This window comes from Rhodopseudomonas sp. BAL398 (genome assembly GCF_033001325.1).
In the GTDB taxonomy this organism is placed as follows: Bacteria; Pseudomonadota; Alphaproteobacteria; order Rhizobiales; family Xanthobacteraceae; genus JARJEH01.
In genome coordinates this window covers 1,713,263-1,732,420 of sequence record NZ_CP133111.1, presented here as the reverse complement: position 1 = coordinate 1,732,420, position 19,158 = coordinate 1,713,263, and the positions used below count along the sequence as shown (strand labels likewise).

10 protein-coding genes and 1 pseudogene are annotated in these 19,158 nt (G+C 58.1%); all 11 read left to right on the top strand.

Annotated elements, in window-relative coordinates:
- Positions 1 to 94 precede the first annotated feature (94 nt).
- The 11 genes and pseudogenes from RBJ75_RS08295 (at position 95) to RBJ75_RS08245 (ending at position 19,074) form a co-directional block, all read left to right on the top strand.
- Positions 95 to 730 (top strand): SOS response-associated peptidase family protein, encoded by a 636-nt coding sequence (locus RBJ75_RS08295; RefSeq protein ID WP_080901101.1) that lies wholly within the window; start codon positions 95 to 97, stop codon positions 728 to 730.
- A gap of 145 nt (positions 731 to 875) precedes the next feature.
- Positions 876 to 1,661 carry a DUF1837 domain-containing protein gene (locus RBJ75_RS08290; RefSeq protein ID WP_044413841.1) on the top strand — a complete coding sequence of 262 codons (786 nt, stop codon included), beginning with the start codon at positions 876 to 878 and terminating at the stop codon, positions 1,659 to 1,661.
- On the top strand, positions 1,648 to 5,178 hold the full coding sequence (locus RBJ75_RS08285) for a DEAD/DEAH box helicase (RefSeq protein ID WP_044413837.1): 3,531 nt from the start codon (positions 1,648 to 1,650) through the stop codon (positions 5,176 to 5,178). Before RBJ75_RS08290 ends, RBJ75_RS08285 begins: the two co-directional genes overlap by 14 nt.
- Positions 5,179 to 5,410: 232 nt before the next feature.
- Entirely contained in the window at positions 5,411 to 6,448 is a 1,038-nt protein-coding gene (locus RBJ75_RS08280; RefSeq protein ID WP_044413834.1) for an SIR2 family protein, read from the top strand.
- Positions 6,445 to 8,190 carry an ATP-binding protein gene (locus RBJ75_RS08275; RefSeq protein WP_044413831.1) on the top strand — a complete coding sequence of 582 codons (1,746 nt, stop codon included), beginning with the start codon at positions 6,445 to 6,447 and terminating at the stop codon, positions 8,188 to 8,190. Before RBJ75_RS08280 ends, RBJ75_RS08275 begins: the two co-directional genes overlap by 4 nt.
- Before the next feature lie 257 nt (positions 8,191 to 8,447).
- Positions 8,448 to 9,065, top strand: coding sequence for a type IV toxin-antitoxin system AbiEi family antitoxin domain-containing protein (locus RBJ75_RS08270; protein WP_044413828.1), 618 nt, complete (start codon positions 8,448 to 8,450; stop codon positions 9,063 to 9,065).
- A pseudogene (locus RBJ75_RS08265) lies at positions 9,058 to 9,210 on the top strand (nucleotidyl transferase AbiEii/AbiGii toxin family protein); the annotation flags it as partial. The gene RBJ75_RS08270 and the pseudogene RBJ75_RS08265, both read left to right, overlap by 8 nt.
- 79 nt (positions 9,211 to 9,289) lie before the next feature.
- Entirely contained in the window at positions 9,290 to 9,496 is a 207-nt protein-coding gene (locus RBJ75_RS08260) for a type II toxin-antitoxin system Phd/YefM family antitoxin (protein WP_080901098.1), read from the top strand.
- A complete protein-coding gene (locus RBJ75_RS08255; protein WP_044413818.1) occupies positions 9,493 to 12,381 on the top strand; it encodes an SNF2-related protein in 2,889 nt (962 codons plus the stop codon). The genes RBJ75_RS08260 and RBJ75_RS08255 overlap by 4 nt, the downstream gene beginning before the upstream one ends.
- 40 nt (positions 12,382 to 12,421) lie before the next feature.
- Complete coding sequence (locus tag RBJ75_RS08250) at positions 12,422 to 15,829, top strand: DNA methyltransferase (protein ID WP_044413856.1); 3,408 nt, start codon at positions 12,422 to 12,424, stop codon at positions 15,827 to 15,829.
- Complete coding sequence (locus tag RBJ75_RS08245) at positions 15,829 to 19,074, top strand: DEAD/DEAH box helicase family protein (RefSeq protein WP_044413815.1); 3,246 nt, start codon at positions 15,829 to 15,831, stop codon at positions 19,072 to 19,074. Before RBJ75_RS08250 ends, RBJ75_RS08245 begins: the two co-directional genes overlap by 1 nt.
- Positions 19,075 to 19,158: the final 84 nt, after the last annotated feature.

Here is a 19,158-nt window from a genome sequence, read left to right as displayed (position 1 = left end):
GACGCAGGGGAAGGCTTTCCCCTCAGGGAACGGGCCGGCTCGGCATTGCTTCGAAAACCGACCCATGATGCTCAAGGAGAACCTGCATGGGTGCATGGCTCGAAATTTTGGTGCGATCGTCCTAAGTTACAGTAGATGTGGCAATGATTATGAGCAGCATATCCGGTGGAAAGAATACTGCGACATGATGCAGGCGCTGGAACTCGGCGTTCCAACGCAGCAAATCGAGCTTGATCTTCCACAGGCCGACGACATCAAGATCAACGATATGGGGCCGGTCATGCGCGCGGCCGGCAACGGCATTGAACTGGTGGCGATGAACTTCAGCTTTCCGCCATCGAGTCCTCGCGGCGGACCGGTCTTCAACTTCCGCTCCGAAGGCCGCAGCTTCGCCAAGAGCAACCGCTGCCTCATCCCCGCGTCGGCTTTCTTTGAGTTCACGGGCAAGAAATACCCGAAGGCGAAACACCACTTCACGCTGAACGATGCGTCGTTTTTGGCGATCGCCGGTATCTGGCGTGAGGGCAAGGCCAACGCGTCGCCGGTCTTCACGATGCTGACGACGGAGCCAGGCCCCGCCGTTGGTCCCTATCATGACAGGCAGGTCGTCGTGCTTCAGCCGGGCGATTGGGCTCATTGGATCTATCTGACCAAGCCCGAAACTGAGCTGCTGCGTCCATCGCCGGTCGGTAGCCTGCACGTCGAGACCGTTCGACCCGGAAGTGATTAAAGACGCGCAGAGGTTGTTAATGTATTGTCGTTGGATCGAGTCTGGCCGGCGAGGTGCAATTTTCAATTGATCGACACAATGGGGTCGTTCTAACTGAGATCGCATAGTATTTCTCGCGTCGGCGCTACAGGGGGATGGGCGTCGCGTGCTGCTATATAAGACGTGGTGTGATGCCACCAAGGAAAAGAACGAGCGCAAGGAGTATTGGACGCTTGTCGAGAAAGACGGTGGCCGCGACAAAATCCGCGATGCACTCGCTGAAACCGTGCGTTCGCATTACGAGCGGCTCGAGCGCATCGCAGACGACGTAGCTCGACTCGGCTTCAAGACTGCCGCGGAGATTCTGCGAGCCGAACTTCCCCAGACGCCAACATCTCGATCGGGCGACCTCGGCGAGATACTCGCAACCGAGCTGGTCGAGGAGGAGATTGGCCTTCGCGTCCCGGTGCGGCGATTGCGGTACAAGGACGGGCGCAACATGGCCCTTCGTGGTGATGACTTTATCGGCGCGGGGTATGGGCCTGGTAACGATGGAGAGTTGTGGCTTCTGAAGGGTGAGGCCAAGAGTAATAAGGTTCTTGGGAAGACCACGGTCACCAACGCCCGGAAGGTCCTCAATCGCGATAACGGCCGCTGCACGCCGGATTCCCTACTTTTCGTCGCCAATCGGTTGCTGGAAAGTGCGGATGAGGACGACGTGAAGCTTGGCCGAACTATCCGCGACGAGGTCGGGCTCAAGGCCCTCCGTGCGGATCGCATTGATCACATGCTTTTCACGATGTCGGGAAACGCGCCGCCGGCGGCGTTGAAGGAGGATCTGGACGGGGCGAGCACGAACAGAGATCAGTTCGTTGTGAATCTTCGTATCCAGGATCACCAGGAATTCATCAAGGAGACGTTCGAAGAGGTGGAAAACCTTGGAGACGATTGAGGAACTCCAGACCTTCCTGACCAGCGCGACCCAAGAAGGCGTCCTACGTCGGCTTCTGTACCGGGGGACGGCGTGGTCGCTGATGCGAACCGATGGTGTTTTGCCGGACAACGCACCCGCCCTCGGGGCCACAATCGACACGGATCTTGCGGAGCATGGATTTGCGTTGCTTCGGGCTGCCATGGCGCTACGGGGCCGCGAGGGCGCGAGTCCGCTCACCAGCAAGGCTTTCGAACGGGCCGCAAATGCGTTTGAAGCCCTTGTGCGTAATGCCGATCCAGGGGCGACGGATCGGGGGTTCCGGAGAACAATAGCTGCCGCCGCCTATCATTTGGCAGGTTACTCGGCGGTTGCTTACTCGCTTTTCAATGAAGCGCCCGAGGATCTCAACTCCGCGCCAGGTGAGACCGCAGTGATGTTGTTGATCCTTCGGGATCTTGATCGGCTCCGCGGGTTCGTCCGCGATTGGCTGACGGACGATGCCCATGGCGATGCGCAGGTGTCTGCGGCCCTATCGGGCGACGACGCTGACTCGGACGATGTACTGGCGACGATCCTCAATACGACGATTTGCCGTGCATTGGCGTTCTTCGAGTTCGCTTTGGAGACTGGCGAAGAAGAGCCTTTGGAGGTCGCGCGTTCGCTCCTAGCCGCAGGAATCAGCTTGGCCGACAACGCCGAGAACGTACCCCTCTGGTGGATTTCCAACCTCTGCCGTCATCTCATCGACGACCTGTGGGCCCATTCACTGCATCAAAACCTGCCGGTGCAGCCGCCCGACGGGGCAGAGGAGCGATACTCCGAACTTCGGCACCTGTTCGTCAGCTCGTTGTTTGCTCGTAAAAGCGCCGAGGTCGAGCTTTGGCCCTCGCAGCGTGAGGCGGCTCGGCGGTCGACAGACATGACGGACGATCTGGTTGTTGCTCTTCCGACGAGCGCCGGAAAAACACGCGTAGCGGAAATCGCGGCGCTGATGACGCTTTCCGCGGCTCGGCGCGTGCTCATCGTTACGCCCCTCCGAGCGCTTTCGGCTCAGACGGAGCGCTCGTTCAGGAAAACCTTCGCCCCTTTGGGGTTCAGCGTCTCGTCGCTCTACGGGGCGAGCGGATTATCATCGGGTGACGAGGATGCGCTTCGCTCTCGGGAAATCGTGATTTCCACGCCGGAGAAGCTGGATTTCGCACTCCGTAGCGATCCCAGCTTGATCGATGACGTGGGTCTGATCGTGCTCGATGAGGGACACATGATTGGCCCGAGTGAGCGAGAGATAAGATATGAGACTCTTGTCCAGCGCCTGCTTAGGCGAACTGATGCTGCCGACCGACGGATCATCTGTCTCTCGGCGATCCTTCCAAGCGGCGACGAACTGAACGACTTGACCGCATGGATACGGAGTGACCAGCCCGGTGAGCCGGTTCGGTCGGATTGGCGTCCGACCCGCCAGCGGTTCGGTATGCTGACGTGGCGAGCGAGAGATGCGCGGCTCACGCTCGATCTAACCGCGAACGGCCCGTTCATCGACAAGTTCGTTCTCCGGAAGGCCGCGTTGGGGCGCGAGAAGAAGCCCTATCCACGCGAAGCAGGCCAGCTCGCATTGTTTGCTGCGTGGGAATTTGCCGGGCAGGGAAAGCGCACCCTTATTTTCTCCACACAGGCAAACTGGGTTGAGGGCTACGGCAAGCGGGTGGTCGACCTCTGTAAGCGTGGCTATCTGGCGTCGCTCCTTGAGGATGAGCCTGCCATCGCGCGTGCGCTTGAGGTCGGTAAGGAATGGCTGGGCGAGGAGCACCCGGCGGTGGCTTGCTTGAGGTTGGGCGTCGCCATCCATCACGGGCGTCTTCCAAGCCCGTTTTTGCGGGAACTGGAAGTCCTGCTGTCGGATGGCGTACTGAAGGTCATTGTCGCGTCGCCGACGCTATCGCAAGGCCTCAACCTCAACGCAGCCGTACTGCTTGTTCCGGCGCTTTATCGTTCGGGCGCGCTTATCACCGGCGAGGAGTTCGCCAATGTCGCTGGCCGCGCCGGTCGGGCGTTCGTCGACGTCGAGGGCCTGATTGTCCATGTCATGTTCGACAAGGTTGATTGGCGGAGCAAAGAATGGCGCACACTCGTTGCGTCGTCCAAGGCGCGGACCCTGAAAAGCGGCCTAATCCAGATCGTCGCGGAAATTCTGGAGCGACTGAGCCGCGAAGGCGTTTTGGATCGGGCTGATGCTTGGGAATATCTCGCTAATGCGCGGGATGCCTGGAAGTCGGACGCCGAAGAAGCTGCTTTGGCCTCGGTGCTCGCAGACGGGGCCGATGACGTATCCGGCGATGATGATGCGATTGACGACGAGGAAACCGGCGATGATGGAGGCGATGGCGAGGAGGCCATCGACGAGGAGCCACTGTCGCAGCTTGTGGAGCGTCTTGATGCCACCGTCTTCGGGTTGATCGAAGCCTTGGATGCTGATCGCGCCGACCTTCCGAAGCTACTCGATGAGGCGCTGAGGGGATCGTTGTGGGCACGGCAGATCTCGCGTGAGGGAGAGGCCACCAAAGCGCTGCATCAGAAAGTTTTTGAGGCCCGCGCCAACCTCATCTGGACATCGACAACGCCGCAGGCCCGAAAGGGACACTTCGCTATGGGCGTCGGGCTTGAGGCCGGACTGACGATCGATGCGATGGCAGATGAACTCGGAGCACTGGTCGATCGAGCGGATATGGCGTCACTTCCTGGTGATGTGGAGGAACTTTCAGAAGCGCTGGCCGGCCTTGGCGAGCGGCTTCTGGTCATGCGTCCGTTTATTCCGGACAAGAAGAACGCGCTGCCAAGCAATTGGAAATCCATTCTCCGGCAGTGGATCTCGGGAATTGATGTTTCGGAGATCGGCCCTGAGAACATGCGTGTGGTCGAAGAGGCATTCACGTATCGGCTGGTTTGGGCCCTCGAAGCCATCAGGACGCGACGTGTGTCGCTCGGCTGGTCCCCCGATATCATTCCTGGCGGAGGGGCAGCATCGTTGGAAACGGGTGTGCCCCGCTTCATGATGTCTATGTTGGTGCGCGCCGGGTTGCCGTCGCGACGAGCAGCCATGGTGGCCATCGAAAGCACCGACCCGGTCTTCGTGACGCCAGCGGAAATGCGAGCCTGGCTTGAATCCGACGAGATTGCCGCGTTCACCGACGCTGGCGACTGGCCGACGCCTGAAACAGCGGCTCTCTGGGCCAGGTTCAGGACAGAAGCGCTCAGTGGCGGCATCCAGAAATGGACTGTGGAGCGTAACAAGCGGCTGCTCGATGTGCCTGCGGGGACTGCTGTACCGCCACCAGGACTTTATCGAATCGTGACCGACGCGGGCGACGGGCGCACCTGGCTTGCGACGCCAGATTATCGGCGTCTTGCATCATTCAGGAAGGCTGCCCTCGATCCAAAGCCGAGTCTATTCTCGGGAAGGATATCGGGCAAAACTACGCTCGTGGATGTCTTGCGTGTCGGAAGGGGCAAAATGCGGTGGCCAACAGCCAACGCGTAGCTTCCGCGCGCGCTTTGAACGATCGCGCTGGCCCACCTTCGGCAGAACGTGGCGTCGCGAGGCATCTTCGATCTACGACTCGAGCGCCAATTCCGCGGAGCGGGTGCGGTCTTGCGCGCTTCTCGCTCGGTGGGAGCTTTTGCTGCTACTATTGCTACCTTGAATAGCGCACGTTCCGCCACCAAGTATTGCGGAAATAAATAAGCAACTAGATCGTTTTGCCGGGGGGCACTTGGAACTGCACGATCTCAAATTACTGCTTCAACGCCATTTCACTGACGGTCTGGTGACCGTCGTGGGGTCAGGCCTCTCATGCGCTGAAGGGCTCCCGGGCATGAGTGCGCTCGCCGGATATTTGCAGGCGACGATCGAGGCAAGCCTGTCGGACGACGATAAGAAGCTGTGGGCCGAGTTGTCACCGCTCATCGCCGCAAACGGACTCGAGGCGTCGCTGCTGGCTAAACCGCCGAGCGCGACACTTGAGGCGGCCATTGTCGCAAAGACCGCGGAGCTGATCGCCCAACGCGAGCGTGAGATCGTAACCGAGGTCTTCAACAAGACGCGCACGCTGCGGTTCACAAAGCTGCTGAAGCATTTGCTGAAGCCGACGACCGGCGTACCTGTGATCACGACGAATTATGACCGGCTGATCGAGATATCAGCGGAAGAAGCTGGGCTTGGTGTGGATACCTTGTTTGTCGGCCAGTTTGCCGGCCATCTGAACGAGCAGGAAAGCCGGCTTAGCTTTTGCCGAGAGGTCTCGCTGAAGGGGAAGAACGTTCAGTATCGCTACCGGCAAAGGGTGAATGTATTCAAACCGCATGGGAGCCTGGACTGGTACTATCGAGAAGGTAAGCCAGTCAGCTACGCGGGCGATTTGCCGTTGCCTCGACTGATCATCACGCCAGGTCTTAATAAATTTCGAAACGGATACGATAGTCCGTTCGATCGACACCGGGAGAGAGCAAACGGGGCGATCGATAAGGCCAGCCGTTTCCTGGTCCTCGGGTACGGCTTCAACGATGACCATCTTGAAACCCATCTTACGCCGCGGATTAAGAGCGGCATCCCGACTTTGCTGCTTACGCATACGCTTTCGGACAATGCTCTGAAGCTGGCGCGAGATCATGCCAATGTCATTGCCATCCAACACGTGTCTGTCGCCGGCAAAGACGGTTCGTCGGTATTCGTCGACAAGACGGAATTCTTCGTACCGGATCTAGCGCTGTGGGACCTCGGTGCATTCATTTCAGAGGTGCTTGAACCATGACCGATGCCGCGCTCCAGTTTGCTGAAGACGATAAAATCGGCCGCGTAGCGTCCGTTGACACGAGTCGGGTCGCGATCGACGTGACCAATTCGGTGCTCCTGACCCGGATAGGGATCGGTCAGCTCATCGCTATTCGGGGAGCGACGGAGCGCGAGTATCTGATTTCGATGACCGAGCGCGTGACACGAAGCATGCGTGAAGAACTACCTGACCTTGAAGACGCTGGCGAAGACGGGGCGTTGCTGGCGGCCGTGCCGACCGACCTCGTCCAAGCGGTGCTTATCGGTACTTTTCGGACTATTGAGGGCGCCAAGGCGAATACTTTCAAGCGCGGCGCTGACAGCTTTCCGCAGATTGACCGCGAATGCTTTGTCATTGAGGGGGCAAACCTTCAGCGGTTTATGGGCATCCTTGGCGCCGGGTTTTCGGCCGACGAGCGCCTCAAGCTTGGCACGTTCGTTGCGGACCGCTCCGCGGATGCGATAGCCAGCGGCGACAAGTTCTTCCAACGGCACGCGGCCATTTTAGGAAGTACCGGCTCGGGCAAGAGTTGGGCGGTGGCGTTAATATTGGAGCGTGCCGCTAAACTAAAATATCCAAACATCATCGTGTTCGACATGCATGGTGAATATGCTCCCTTGGCAGACAAGACCGTGGGAGGCTTTGCGCAGCGTTTTCGTATTGCCGGCCCCGGCGACCTTGAGAAGCCGGGCGATGACGTTCTATTCCTGCCGTATTGGCTCTTGAACCGCGACGAGATGTTGTCGATGATTTTAGACCGGAGCGACCAGAACGCGCCAAACCAAGCATCACGATTCACGCTTCATGTCCGGACGCTGAAGGGCCAGACGCTGGATGCCGAGAAGCGTGACACGGTGAAGAAGACGTTCACCGTGGACTCGCCTATTCCGTACGACGTTCGCAAGCTGTTTCAGCTTCTGGACACCGACAATACAACCAAGGGAATGGGTAAGACCGGACCAGTCAAAGGTGAATGGGAGGATAAGCTAACGCGGTTCTTGTCGCGCCTCGAAGCGAAGCTCGATGACCGAAGGTATGGCTTCATGTTTACGCCACCGCCCCAGGCGATGGCATACGACTGGCTGGCGAGCCAAGTCCTGAAACTACTAGCCTCCGACGGTGGCTCCGGTATCAAAATCATCGACTTCTCGGAGGTTCCAGCAGACGTGCTTCCCGTTGTGACGGGGACGTTGGCCCGTCTTCTTTATGATGTCCAGTTCTGGATGAACTCGAAAACCCGCACCCCGGTGACGTTGCTTTGCGATGAAGCTCACCTCTATTTACCGGTTCGTGAGGATGCTGATGCCGTGCAGCGGCAGGCGCTCGGCTCGTTCGAGAGAATTGCCAAAGAGGGCCGGAAATACGGCTTTTCGCTCTTGGTCGTCAGCCAGCGCCCGTCGGACGTTAGCCGGACCATCCTGAGCCAGTGCAATAATTTCCTGGCCTTGCGGCTGACCAACGAGACCGACCAAGGTGTGATCAAACGCCTCATGCCGGATTCACTGGCGGGGCTAACCAGTATTCTTCCGCTGCTTGATACTGGCGAAGCTCTACTTTTGGGCGACGCCGTTCTCCTGCCGACGCGTATAAAGCTCGACATTCCAAAGGTCACGCCGGACAGCGCGACGCGCGATTTCTGGAAAGAATGGGGAATGCTGCAGCCGCAGAACGATGCAATCAAATCGGCTGTTGAATGCCTCCGAAGCCAAGCACGCAATTAGCTCTGCAGCTGAGCAAGCTGATACGGTTCTCCGACGAGCCACTGCCGCGTCTGCGCCGCATTTCCAGATTGAGATGCTCGACTTCGAATGGCTCTGCCGGTTTGACGGTGATGCCCTGCGTCGGGGTCGAAGGGGGTGGTACTGGGGCGACTGGCGACTTCGATCCTTTCATACTTCGTTATTCGCGTCTTTCCTCCTAGGAAGGATGATGATACAAAACCTCGGATAATAGGTCCTATGTTCCGAGTTTCCGTATCGTGCCACCATCCATCTCCCAACGCCAGATTGCCCATACCGTGCTGACCGCGCGCGGAATTTCGCGCCTGGCAGAGCTGCGCGAGGCCGGCGTAACAGCCGCCACCATGAGTCGCATGGAACGCGACGGCGAGGTGCTTCGACTCGCGCGAGGACTTTATCAACTTTCCGATGCGCCCCTCGACGTTCACCACAGTCTCGCAGAGGCCGCCAAACGGGTTCCCAAAGGCGTGGTTTGCCTCGTTTCGGCCCTGGCTTTCCATGGTCTGACTGATCAGCTCCCGAGGCAGGTTTGGCTCGCCGTAGGTCAGAAGGACTGGTCCCCGAAACCCGACGGCACGCCCATTCGGCTGGTACGTTTCACAGATCGTCTGCTGACGGAGGGTGTTGAAACCCACGCTGTCGAGGGGGTGGCCGTGAAGGTCTTCGGCGTCGCAAAGACGATCGCCGATTGCTTCCGATATCGGAACAAGATTGGCCTGTCCGTGGCGATCGAAGGCCTTCAGGAAGCGCTGCGCCAGCGCAAGACGACGCCGGGTGAGATTGCCAGGCAGGCTGAGCGAGGAACGGTCGCCACGGTCGTTCGGCCCTATCTCGAGGCGCTGACTGCCAATGGCTAAGGAGATCAAGAACATCGGCGCCTCGGTTCGCGCCCGCCTGTTGCAGATCTCCAAGACAAGCGGCCAGACCTTCGATCTTATTCTGACCCGCTTCGCCTTGGAGCGGCTGCTCTTCCGGCTCCTGCGTGAGCCCGATCGCCAACGCGAGGATCGGAAAAACGGAACTTTTGAGGTACCGCTTAGAGCCATAATGGCTATAATAGCTCCGAATCTGGAGGTCTGCAATGCAACGGATGTCTGCACGTGACGCAAAGAATGGCTTTGGTCGCCTGATCGATCTGGCGCGTGCGGAACCCATTGCAATCGAAAAGCACGGCAGGGCAGTCGTAGTTGTGATCGCGTTTGAGGAATATGAGCGCTTGGCGGGAAGCGAAGGCACGGACAATGAGCCACCGAAGGGCGAGCGCCACCCGTTGAAGGGTGATCAATGACGTTGACGGCTTACCACGCCAAATACTTTGCCCACGATCTGACCCGCCGAGCCGCTACCGGTTTGGATCGGCTTTCAATGTCGCTCTTCGACGCCGCAGTTGATCTGAACCCTCACCAGATCGAGGCGGCGTTGTTCGCGCTTGAATCGCCACTTTCAAAGGGCGTCTTGCTCGCCGATGAAGTCGGCCTGGGCAAGACGATCGAGGCGGGAATTGTCCTCTGCCAATTCTGGGCCGAGCGAAAGCGTCGGCTGCTGGTAATCTGCCCGGCTTCGCTCAGGAAGCAATGGGCATTGGAGCTTTCCGAGAAGTTCAATCTTCCGTCCCGGGTTCTAGATGCGAAGACCTACCGGGATGAACTCCGGCTCGGCCGTGCGCCGCTGAACGAGAAGGGTGTTCTCATCGTCTCGTTCAATTATGCCAGTGCCTTGCGTGAGGAGATCAAAGCAATTGCGTGGGATCTGGTTGTCATCGACGAAGCACATAAACTCCGGAACGCCTATCGTCCCAGCAATAAAGTTGGTCAGGGCATCCGCTGGGCCACAGAGGATTGCCGGAAACTGCTGTTGACGGCGACGCCGCTACAGAACTCGCTGGTTGAGCTCTACGGGCTTTCGACGCTCATCGATGATCACCTGTTCGGCGACATCAATGCGTTCCGGGCGCGCTATGCCAGCGCCGGAAGCAGTATGACCGACTTGCGACAACGGCTTGCGGCGTTCTGCAAAAGGACGCTGCGCAATCAGGTAGTTGAATACGTTCGTTATACCGAGCGGCGAGCCATCACGCGCCCTTTCACATCGAGCGACGCCGAGCATTCGCTATATGAGGCAGTTTCGGCCTTCTTGCAGCGCCCCAACAGCTACGCACTCCCACAGCGCCAGAGACACCTTACGGCTCTTATCCTGAGGAAGTTGCTGGCCTCGTCGTCGCTGGCCATCGCCGGCACGCTCGACACCTTGCGCGCGAGATTGGAAACGCTCCGCGACGAGCAGATCAAGGACGATCCGGAATTTGCCGAACGGCTTATCGAAACAGAAGAGATCGAAGATGAGCTGCTCGACGATATCCTCGCAGATGACGCCGATCCAGATTCATCGGAACCCGTCGCCGGGCCGATCGACCGGGCGAAGCTGAAGGAAGAAATCGAACTCTTGGATCGCCTGGGCGCGCGGGCGCGGAGTATTCCTGTCGACACGAAGACCGAGACGCTTCTCAAGGCTCTGGAAATTGGTTTTGCGCAGATGGCTGAAACGGGCGCTGCGCGGAAAGCTGTCCTTTTCACCGAATCCCGCAGGACGCAGGACTATCTCAAAAGTTTCCTCGAGAGCCACGGTTACAAAGGCGAGGTCGTAGTTTTCAATGGGACCAACACCGGTCCGGAAGCGACGCAGATCTATGAAGCCTGGCTTGCAAAGAACAGACTGACCGGCCGTTCCTCGGGTTCGCGCGCCATTGACGTCCGCGCCGCACTGGTCGAGCACTTTCGCGATAGTGCGACGATCCTGCTCGCGACCGAAGCCGCAGCGGAGGGCGTGAACCTTCAGTTCTGCTCGCTGGTCGTCAACTACGATCTGCCTTGGAACCCGCAAAGGATCGAACAGCGGATCGGCCGATGCCATCGCTATGGGCAGAAGCACGACGTCGTCGTGATCAACTTCCTGAACGAGCGCAACGAGGCCGATCGCCGTGTTCTTGAACTGCTGGGCGAGAAATTCAGCCTTTTCAATGGGGTGTTCGGTGCGTCGGACGAGGTGCTGGGCAGTATCGAATCCGGGGTCGATTTCGAGAAGCGCATACTGGCGATCTATCAGGAATGCCGGACCTCGGACGAGATCGAGGCGGCGTTCCAGAAACTCCAGGCGGAAATGGACGAGAGCATCCGTGCCCGCATGGATGATACGCGCCGCAAGCTCTTCGAGCGCTTTGATGAGGATGTTCACCAACGGCTGCGAATTCGGCTTGCCGACGCCAAAGCTCAGCTCGACCGGGTCGGCCAGCGCTTCTGGTCGTTGACGCGATTTATTCTGGCGGATCGTGCCCGCTTCGATGAAGCTGCGCTTGCGTTCGATCTCAAGGTCTCGCCGAGTCTCGAGATTTCGCCGGGCCGCTATCATCTCATCTCGAAGTCCCAGCCGGAGCCTGGACATGATCGGAGCGAGGAACCGAGCCGTTTCCTCTATCGCCTGTCGCACCCTCTCGGAGAGAAGGTGGTTCAAAGCGGAAAATCACTCGAAGCGCCCGCGGCCGTCATCACATTCGATGTCACGAACCACGCCACGCGCCTCCACGTCGTCGAAGCACTCCGCGGCAAATCCGGCCATCTCGTTCTGACGCGGTTGCAGATCGAGTCCTATGAACGGGAGGAGTATCTCCTCTTCTCCGGCTTTGACGACGATGGCGCGACGCTGGATCAGGAAACCATGGAGAAGCTGTTTGGCTGCTCGGGCCACGTCGATTCGCCGACGCTTATCCCGGACGCGATAGCCAACCGGCTTGAAGCAGAAGCCCAGCGCCACGCCAAGGCAACGATCAGCCTTTCGCTTGAACAGAACAGCGCTCACTTCAACCAGGCTCGCGAGAAGCTTGAGAAGTGGGCCGATGACATGGTGCTTTCAGCCGAGAAGGCGCTGGCCGACACGAAAGAGCAGATCAAGGCGTTGCGCCGTCAGGCGCGGCAAGCCGCGACGCTTGAAGAGCAACACAGCATCCAGGAAAAAATCCAGAAGCTGGAGCGCCAGCAACGCCGCCAGCGGCAGGAGATTTTCACCGTGGAGGACGAGATCATGGGGAGGCGGGATTCGCTGATCGACCAGCTGGAGCGGCGCCTGGCGCAGCAGACGGAAACCGAGCCCCTATTCACCATTCGCTGGCGGGTCGTTTGATCTGCTGCGAATGCAATTTGAACAAGAATCGAGAAGCGTGATGAGCCAGAAATTCGAGAAGCTGAAAACCTTGCTGAAGGAGCTGTTCCAGCTCGACCAGCCCGATCTGGATTTCGGCCTCTACCGGATCATGCACGCGAAGAGCGCCGAGGTGACGCAGTTCCTCGACAAGGATCTGCTGCCGCAGGTGAAGCTGGCATTCGGCCTCTACAAGACGTCCGACAAGGCCGAATTGGAGAAGGAACTCGCCAAGGCGATCGAGCAGGCGCAGAGCCTCGGCGCCGATCCCGAAACATTGCCGAAGGTTAAGGACCTGCGCGCCAAGCTCGCCAACGACGCGGTCGATATCGGCGGGCTTGAGAACGAGGTTTACGACCATCTGTTCAGCTTCTTCCGCCGCTACTACTCGGAGGGCGATTTCCTCGCAAAGCGCGTCTATCGGCCGGGCGTCTACGCGATCCCCTATGAAGGCGAAGAGGTTAAACTTCACTGGGCCAACCGCGACCAGTATTACATCAAGACCAGCGAATATCTGCGCGACTACGCCTTCCGGCTGAAGCCCGACGATGTGGCCAAGCCTATGCGCGTCCATTTCCGGCTGGTGGATGCCGCCGAGGGCGAGCACGGCAACGTTAAGGCGGCCGAGGGCAAGGATCGCGCCTTCATACTGGCGGGCGAGGACTTTATCGCCGAGGAAGACGGCGATCTGGTTCTACGCTTTGCCTATCGCCCAGCGACGTTGACCGACTGGCCGGAGAGTGAGCGGGAGGGGAAGAAGAAGCCACCGGCACAGAAGGACCTCACGGCGTCCGCTGTCGTTCGTGTTTTGGCGGTCACGGATGCCGCCTTCACGGCGTGGATTGCCGAACTCGCCAAGCCGCATGTGAACCTGAACGGCGACACTCCCGGCCTTTCCCGCCTCGAAGGGCATTTGAAGCGCTACACCGCGCGCAACACCTTCGACTATTTCATCCACAAGGACCTTGGCGGCTTCCTGCGTCGCGAGCTGGATTTTTACGTCAAGAACGAGGTGATGCATCTCGACGACATCGAGAGCGATACCGCGCCGCGCGTCGAGCAATATCTCTCGAAGATCAAGGTGATCCGGCGGATTGCCGGCAAGGTCATCGACTTCCTTGCCCAGCTTGAGGATTTCCAGAAAAAGCTGTGGCTGAAGAAGAAGTTCGTCGTCGAGACGAATTACTGCATCACGCTGGACCGAATTCCGGAGGAGCTCTACCCGGAGATTGCCGCCAACGATGCGCAGCGCAAGGAGTGGGTGAAGCTCTTTTCAATCACAGAGAAGGAAGGATACTCGGAACCACTGTCCGTTGAATTTCTCAATGCTAACCAAGCACTCGTTCTAGACACCGCTCTATTCGATACTCAATTCCTAGAGGGTGTCCTCTCTTCGCAAGATCAACTGGACAGGGCGCTGAGTGGTATTATGGTTCACTCGGATAACTTCCACGCGCTCACGCTAGCCCGCCGGCGCTTTAGCGACGTTATCAAATCGATCTACATCGACCCTCCCTACAACACGGCCAGCAGCTCGATTCCCTATAAAAACAATTACAAGCATTCCTCGTTTGCGACTTTGATGAGAGACCGAATTGCCGCCTGTCATCCACTCCTGAGACAGGATGGGGCGATCTTCGTGAGTATCGACAAGACCGAGAGAACTATTCTGGAGCACGCTCTCGACGAAGTTTTCGGGGCGGAGAACCATATCGAGGAACTAATCTGGACGCAGGCGACCGCAAACAGTCAGCTACCGAACTATTCCACCAATCATGAATACGTGGAGGTCTACGCGAGCAATCGCGCTGCCGTGGAAGCTGATAAGGCTATGTTCCGTGAGCCGAAACCTGGCTTCTCCGAAGTGATGGAGCTTCTCGCGGTACTAGACACGGACTTTCCAACGCTCAACGACGTGTCGAAAGCACTGCAGGCACTCTTCGAGACGCACAAGCAGGAGTATCGAGCCGAGGTTGAAGCGAACGGACAAGAGTGGGAGGACGCGAAACGGCAGGACCCTTGGCGCGGGCTTTATCCGTACAATCGTGCGGAGTATCGCGATGCAGCCGGGATTTATGTTCCCGAAGAGGAGGCCAGACAACGCAAGGCGAAGCTCTGGGTATGGAGTGAAATCCCTACTGGCGCGCCCGCATCCAAACAATCGCCAACTACAAAGGACGTCAACCATCCCAATTACAGATACTACAAGCCTGTTCACCCGGTGACTGGCAAACCATGTCCGCATCCGCAAAGTGGTTGGAAATTCCCTGCGAAGCCGGACAACAACAATGCTGATCGTCGGTCGTTTGAATCGCTGGAAGCCGATAAGCGGATTGCTTGGGGAGATGACGAGAATAAAGTTCCGAGGACAAAGGGATTCCTCCACGAAGTGGAGACTAACATCGGCACAAGTGTCTTCTATGAGTACAACGATGGCGAAGCCGAACTCGGAAATTTGTTCGGGGAATCGGGGCTCTTCCTGTCGCCCAAGAGTTCGAAATTCGTCAAGAAATTCGTACTTCAGTCAACCAAGGCCGATAGCTGGTTTTCGGACTTCTTTGGCGGGAGTGGAAGTTCGGCCCACGCTGTCGTTCAGGCCAACCGAGAAGACGGCGGACAACGGAAGTTTTTTACTGTGGAAATGGGCCACTATTTCGACACGCTGACCAAGCCGCGCATTCTCAAAGCCCTTTACGCCAGTGATTGGAAGGCCGGCGTGCCGCGCTCACATGACGGAGGGAGTGCGGTCATCAAGATCGTCCGCCTCGAATCCTACGAAGACGCCCTTAACAATCTGGTACCGCGCCGCTCAGCGCGGCAGGACGATCTTTTGGCATCCGCCGAAGCGCAGGGCGCCGATCGCCTCAAGGAGCAATATCTACTCCGCTACATGCTCGACGTGGAGACGCGCGGCAGTCAGTCGCTTCTCAACATCAAGGCTTTCTCGGACCCGACCGCCTACCAGCTCAAGGTGAAGCGACCGGGATCAGATGAAAGCCGCGAGGTGAATATCGATCTGCTTGAGACGTTTAACTGGCTGGTTGGCCTTACCGTTCAGGGCATTGCCGCACCGCAGACCTTCACCGCCGAGTTTGAGCGTGATACCGAGGGGCGGCTCATCCTCAAGGGGCGCTTACGCCAGGACGCGGGCGGTCCTTGGTGGTTCCGCACTGTGACAGGCACCACACCTGATGGGCGCCGCGCGCTAATTATCTGGCGCAAGCTCACCGGCAATGCCGAACATGACAATCTCGTGCTCGACACGTGGTTCACGCGCGCCGGCTATTCCGCCAAGGACAGCGAATTCGGCCTGATTTACGCCAACGGCGACAATAATCTGGAGAACCTGAAAGCGGCCGATGACACATGGAAGGTCCGCCTGATCGAAGAGGATTTCCACCGCCTGATGTTTGACGCGGAGGGCCTGTGATGGCCCGCGCTGCAACCAAATCAAAGCCTCGTGTTGGCAAGCCGCAGATCAGGTTTGTTCATAAGCTTGCCCTGAACCAGTGGCTGCTCTCGCTGTTCGAGGTGAATCGGTTCGAGCAACTAGCCGAGCATCTGCGCAACGAGAAGCTGGAAGGAATGGACGAGAACAACGTCCATCATTTCCATCATGCGCTGACGGCACAGCTTTTCAATCTGACCAAGCTGCCGACTGATCTGTTGCTCGAATACGACCAGAACATCGTCAAGCACACCCAGCGTTTGAATGAGCGTCGCATTACGCGCGGCGAAGCGCCGATCGTCTGGAAGTATTTCCAGTACCTGACGCTGCTCTTCACCGAAATCTATCTCGACCGCTATTTCCGAGATCCAGTCGCGCTGCTGAAAGCGATCAACGAGCAGGTCGCCGCATGCAATGCCGACAAGCCAGCGGCGGACCACATTGCGCCGTTCAAGGAAGACGGCGAGGCGTGGTCACAGATCAATAAGATTGCCTATTGGAGTGCGACCGGCAGCGGAAAGACGTTGCTGATGCATGCCAACATCTTGCAATATCAGTTCTATCTCGACAAACACGGCCGACGCCGCGAACTGAACCGCATCATCCTGCTCACGCCGAACGAAGGCCTCAGCCAGCAGCATTTGCGGGAGTTCGAGGCGGCGGGACTTGCCGCTGAATTGTTCCAGAAGGACGGCACCGGGCTGTTTGCCGGGCAGCGGATCGAGATCCTCGACATCCATAAGCTCAAGGACGAGATGGGCGACAAGACCATCGCCATCGACGCCTTCGAGGGCAACAACCTCGTGCTGGTTGACGAGGGCCATCGCGGCGCGTCGGGCGGCGAGGAAGGCGCCTGGATGCGCTTCCGCAACGCGCTCTGCGAGAAGGGTTTCTCGTTCGAATATTCCGCGACCTTCGGGCAGGCCGTGAAGGGAAACCGCGCACTCACCGACACTTATGCCAAGAGCATCTTGTTCGATTATTCCTACCGCTATTTCTACGGCGACGGGTTTGGCAAGGACTACCAGATCCTCAACCTCGACGAGGGAACCCAGGCGAACCATCTCGACGCTTATCTGGTGGCCTGCCTGCTGGCCTTCTTCCAGCAGCAACGGCTCTACAAGGAGCAGAGCTTCGCCTTCCGCCCTTTCAACATCGACAAGCCGCTCTGGATTTTTGTCGGCGGGAGCGTGACGAAGACTCTCGCCTCGCGTGATGCATCCGACATCATCGAGATCCTGAAGTTCCTGTCGCGCTATGTGTCCGATCGCTCTGGGAGCATTGAGCGCATCGAGCGCGTGCTTAATCAGGGGCTTGTCACCGCTGGCGGAAAGAACCTCTTCGCAGGTCGCTTCACCTATCTCAACACGACCGGCCTCTCCGCGACCCAGGTTTTCGATGAGACGTTGGCAATACTGTTCAACGCGGCAGGTGGTGGCGCACTCCATGTCGAGAACCTGAAAGGCGCCACTGGCGAGATCGCGCTACGCGTCGGCGACAACGATCCGTTCGGTGTGATCAACGTTGGCGACGATGCCAAGCTGGTCAAATTATGCGAAGACAACGGAATCGCCACTGAAGACAGAGAGTTCGCAGGCTCGCTCTTCCATGCGATCAACACACCGAAGTCGACCGTCAACCTGCTGATCGGTTCCAAGAAGTTCACCGAGGGCTGGAACAGCTGGCGCGTCAGCACCATGGGTCTGATGAATGTCGGCCAGACGGAGGGCTCGCAGATCATCCAGCTCTTCGGTCGCGGCGTCAGGCTCAAGGGCTATGGTTCAAGTCTGAAACGCAGTGGCAAGGCCCAACTGCCGGATGAAATGGAGCGGCCGAAACATATCAGCGTCATGGAAACGCTTTCGATCTTTGGTATTCGCGCGGACTATATGGCCCAGTTCCGCGACTTCCTCGAAGAGGAAGGTCTGCCGGTAAATGATGACCGCATCGAGTTCATGCTGCCCATCATCAAAAATCTGGGCACGCAAAAACTCAAGACCATCCGCCTCAAGAACACGATCAACGGTGTCAGTACCGAGTTTGGCGACGCCTTCCGGCGCCTGGGTCCGATCCCTATGCTGGCAACGCCAGACCCGGCGAAGGAGGAGGCGACCGCCTATCTTCAGAAGAACCAGGTTGTCCTAAACTGGTACCCGAAAATCCAAGCCATGAAATCGGGCGGCGTCGCGGGTGGCGACGTCGAGGCCGCGCCTAACCACGCTCACTTGACTGCGAAGCACATCGCATTCCTTGACCTTGATAGGCTCTATTTCGAGCTGGAGCGGTTCAAGGCGGAGCGTGGCTGGTACAATCTCAACCTTTCCGCAGATGGGATTGCTGGCCTCCTTGCCGATCAGAGCTGGTATCAGCTTCTGATCCCGGCCGAAGAACTCGCATGCGACTCGTTCGAGAAGGTGCGCCTCTGGGAGGAGATCGCGCTATCGTTGCTCAAGAAATTCACCGAGCGCTACTACACCTTCCGTAAGCGTGAATGGGAGCTGCCCCATCTCGAATATCAGGAATTGACTGAAAACGATCCGAACTTTCCGAAGGGCCAGGACGAGGACGGCGAAGGGTACTATCGCATCCTCCTCGACCGGTCGCAGGAAGAGATCGTCGCCAAACTCACTGAACTTAAGGCCTTGATCGAGAACGGAAACCTGAAGCCGTGGGAGTTCAGTGGCATGAAGGCGATCTGGTTCGGCAGGCACCTGTACGAGCCGCTCCTCTATCTCGATCAGAACGTCGTCGAGGTCAGTCCGGTGCCGCTTAACAAGGGCGAGCGCAATTTGGTTGAGGATGTAAAGGCATTCCACGACGGTGCGCCGGAGTTTTTCGCCGACAAGGAGCTCTATCTCCTTCGCAACCTGAGCAAAGGGCGCGGCGTCGGGTTCTTCGAAGCGGGCAATTTTCATCCCGACTTCATTCTTTGGCTGGTTTCCGGCGGGAGGCAGTTCATCGCCTTTGTTGACCCGAAAGGTATTCGCAACATCGGCTTCAACGATCCGAAGATTCAGTTCTTTCAGACCATCAAGGATATCGAGCGTCGCCTTGGCGAGCCATTGGTGAGCTTGAGCAGCTTCATTGTTTCAAATACTCCTTCGCATGTGATGCGACTGCTCTGGACAGTAGATAAACCGGCCATGGAGGCACGCAACATTCTCTTTCAGGATGAAGACAAGACGACGTATGTTGGAAAAATGATGAAAAGTATAGCGTCCGTATGATAATTTAGTGTGATCTTCATTGGGCATGCCAATGTTGGTGTTACCGAACAAGCGCAGAACCTATCCATCGAGCTGGTCGCCAAG

Coding starts and splice junctions, on each gene's coding strand:
- RBJ75_RS08260 (WP_080901098.1), top strand. CDS start 9,290: ATGCAACGGATGTCTGCACGTGACGCAAAGAATGGCTTTGGTCGCCTG.
- RBJ75_RS08295 (WP_080901101.1), top strand. CDS start 95: ATGGCTCGAAATTTTGGTGCGATCGTCCTAAGTTACAGTAGATGTGGC.
- RBJ75_RS08245 (WP_044413815.1), top strand. CDS start 15,829: ATGGCCCGCGCTGCAACCAAATCAAAGCCTCGTGTTGGCAAGCCGCAG.
- RBJ75_RS08275 (WP_044413831.1), top strand. CDS start 6,445: ATGACCGATGCCGCGCTCCAGTTTGCTGAAGACGATAAAATCGGCCGC.
- RBJ75_RS08250 (WP_044413856.1), top strand. CDS start 12,422: ATGAGCCAGAAATTCGAGAAGCTGAAAACCTTGCTGAAGGAGCTGTTC.
- RBJ75_RS08255 (WP_044413818.1), top strand. CDS start 9,493: ATGACGTTGACGGCTTACCACGCCAAATACTTTGCCCACGATCTGACC.